Annotated in this window: 2 protein-coding genes and 2 pseudogenes; 2 read left to right on the top strand and 2 right to left on the bottom strand. The window is 67.3% G+C overall.

Features of this window, described 5'->3' with window-relative positions; all coding sequences use genetic code 11:
• A pseudogene (locus WBF82_RS05540) lies at positions 1–150 on the top strand (monooxygenase); the annotation flags it as partial.
• Between the two features lie 14 nt (positions 151–164).
• Here WBF82_RS05540 and WBF82_RS05535 read toward each other — a convergent pair.
• Positions 165–959 (bottom strand): crotonase/enoyl-CoA hydratase family protein, encoded by a 795-nt coding sequence (locus tag WBF82_RS05535; protein ID WP_424382080.1) that lies wholly within the window; start codon positions 957–959, stop codon positions 165–167.
• Positions 956–2,104: a thiolase family protein gene (locus WBF82_RS05530; RefSeq protein ID WP_424382079.1), complete on the bottom strand. Its 1,149-nt coding sequence runs from the start codon at positions 2,102–2,104 to the stop codon at positions 956–958. The genes WBF82_RS05535 and WBF82_RS05530 overlap by 4 nt, the downstream gene beginning before the upstream one ends.
• Before the next feature lie 112 nt (positions 2,105–2,216).
• On the opposite strand from WBF82_RS05530, the pseudogene WBF82_RS05525 reads away from it, so the two are divergent.
• Positions 2,217–2,849, top strand: a pseudogene (locus WBF82_RS05525) (SDR family oxidoreductase); the annotation flags it as partial.
• Positions 2,850–3,048 lie beyond the last annotated feature (199 nt).

Below are 3,048 nucleotides of genomic sequence, written 5' to 3'. Positions count from 1 at the left end.
GGGTGGCGGCGCATCACCCGCGACTACCGGTTGCTCACCCGTGCGCTGGTGCTGGCCACTGCGCCGCAAGTGGGCCGACGCGCGGTCGTACCGGCAGCCGCGATGCTTCCCGGCGTCTTCGGCCGCGCGGTGAACACACTGGCGCGATAGCGATAGCGCTGGCGCTAGCGCGCCTTCCAGACCGGCGCGCGCTTTTCGGCGAACGCCAGCGGGCCCTCTTTGGCATCTTCGGATTTCAGCACCACGCCGAATTCGCGCGCGGTGCGGGCCCAGCCGGGTTCTTCGTCCGGGATGACGCCGTCGTCGGCGCCGTATGCGATCCGCTTGCTGGCTTGCACAGACAACGGCGCGTTCACGGTGACCCGCTCGGCCAGCGCGAGGGCGGCATCCAGCACGGTGCCGTCCGGGACAACCTGGTTGATCAGGCCCCAGTTGGCGGCCTGGGCAGCGGTGATCGGCTCACCGGTGAGCACCATCTCGAGCGCAATCTTGCGCGGCAGCTGATGCACGATCCGGAACACCCCGCCGGCAGCGGCAAACAACCCGACCTTGACCTCGGGCAGACCGAATGTCGCGCTTTCGCAGGCCACCACGAGATCGCTGGCCAGAGCCAGCTCGGTACCGCCGCCCAGCGCGGTGCCGTTGACCGCCGCGATGGTCGGCTTGTCGATGAAGTGGTGGACGTAACCGGCGAAGCCCCATTCCCCGTGGTCGGGATGGTACAGATTCTCGCGGCGCGAAATCGCCTTGAGATCTGCCCCGGCACAAAAGGATTTGTCACCGGCACCGGTGATCACGACCGCCCGCACTTCGTCGTCGTTTTGGGCTTGCTCGAGCGCGTCGCCGACGGCGGTACTCACCGCGCCGTTGACCGCGTTGCGGGCCTCGGGCCGGTTGATCGTGATCACCAGGACATTGCCGCGCCGCTCGGATAGCGCCGCAGGCACTGTTTGGGTCACAGCAGCTCCACGATGGTGGCGTTGGCCTGGCCACCGCCCTCGCACATGGTCTGCAGACCGTAACGAATTCCCTTGTCCCGCATGTGGTAGAGCATCGTGGTCATGATTCGGGCGCCGGATCCGCCAAGCGGGTGGCCGAGCGCGATCGCGCCGCCGTTGGGGTTCAGCTTCTTCTCGTCAGCTCCGATGTCCTTCAGCCACGCCAGCGGCACCGGCGCGAACGCCTCGTTGACCTCGTAAACCCCGATGTCCTCCAGCTTCAGGCCGGAGCGCTGCAGGGCTTTCTGGGTGGCCGGGATCGGCGCCGTCAGCATGATGACCGGGTCGGCGCCGGCCAGGGTGGCGGTGTGCACCTTCGCGATCGGATTGAGTTTCAACGACTTTGCCTTCTCCGCCGACATGAACAGCAGCGCGGCCGACCCGTCGGAGATCTGACTGGAGTTTCCGGCGTGAATCACGCCATCTTCTTTGAAGGCGGGCTTGAGCTGAGCCATCTTCTCCATCGGCGTGCCTCGCCGGATGCCCTCGTCCTTGAGCACCACATTCCCGTCCTGGTCTTTGATGCCCACGATCTGGTCATCGAAGGCTCCGGAATCCTGTGCGGCCGCAGCCTTTTCGTGTGAGCCGAGGGAGAACTCGTCGACGGTGGTCCGGTCGAATCCCCACTGCTCGGCGATCATCTCCGCGCCGATGCCCTGGTTGGGGATCGCGCCGTGGTAGCGGTCCAGAAAGGCCTGCGAGTAGGGCCGACCACCGTTGGCCAGTGAGGACCCCATCGGTGTCCGCGACATCGACTCCACCCCGCCAGCGACCACCACGTCGTAGTGGCCGGCGACCACGCCCGCCGCGGCGAAGTGAATCGACTGCTGGCTCGACCCACACTGCCGGTCGACGGTGACACCCGGGACGGTCTCCGGCCAGCCGGCGGTCAGCGCCGCGGTGCGGGCGATGTCGATGGCCTGCTCACCGGCCTGCGAGACGCAACCCCAAATCACGTCGTCGACGAGCGCGGGGTCGATGCCGGCCTTCTGCACGAGAGCGTTGAGGACTTGGGCGGACAGGTCGGCGGCATGCACGCCGGACAGCCCACCGTTGCGCTTGCCGATCGGTGAACGCACCGCCTCGACGATTACGGCTTCAGCCATGGCTTCTCCCTTTTAAAAACCACTAGTGACATGACGGTTGTTCTTTGATTGTTGACCAACCCGTTGGACGGCTCGCCGCGGGGGTGCTTACCGGCGGGTAGCGTCGAGGGTCATGTCGCGCATTGTCGTCATCGGCGGCCACGGCAAGGTCGCGTTGCACCTGGCCCGCATCTTGACCGAGCGGGGCGACGAGGTGGCGTCGGTCTTCCGCAATCCTGAGCACACCGAGGAGGTCGCGGCGACGGGTGCCGGTCCGGTCATCGCGGATATCGAGACGCTGGACACCGACGCGCTGGCCGAGCTGCTCGCCGGACACGACGCAGTGGTGTTCTCCGCCGGGGCCGGTGGCGGCAACCCGGCCCGCACTTACGCCGTCGATCGCGACGCCGCAATCCGGGTGATCGATGCTGCCCGCCAGGCCGGCGTGCGACGCTTCGTCATGGTGTCGTACTTCGGCGCGGGACCGGACCACGGTGTTGCGAAGGACAATCCGTTCTTCGCCTATGCGGAAGCGAAAGCGGCCGCCGATGCCCACCTTCGGGCAAGTGGCCTCGATTGGACAGTGCTGGGGCCCGGCCGGCTGACCCTCGAGCCGGCGACCGGCCGGATCGCCGTAGGCGCGGGCAATGAGGTCTCCCGAGAAGACGTGGCACTCGTAGCGGCCGCCGTGTTGAGCGATAACGCGACGATTGGCCGAACCATCGAATTCAACAACGGCGACCTGCCCATCGCCGAGGCGCTGGCCGCCGCGGCGATCGCAAGCGCGGCGAAGCCGGGAGGCGTCGCAGCGCCCACCCGACTGACCGGAAGATCGGTACGCTCAACACATGCTGGCCGAGGTCGGCGACCTGGTCCTGAGCGCCACCGGCCAATGGATGGTGCAGCCACCGCAGCGATGCGGGAACGGGGCACCCGATCACGCCGCGACACGTCCTGGTTGGAAC

The sequence above is a fragment of the Mycobacterium sp. genome (genome assembly GCF_049673265.1).
Taxonomy (GTDB): Bacteria; Actinomycetota; Actinomycetes; order Mycobacteriales; family Mycobacteriaceae; genus Mycobacterium.
Note: the sequence above shows the minus strand (reverse complement) of the source record. Positions and strands in the feature narration are given on the sequence as shown.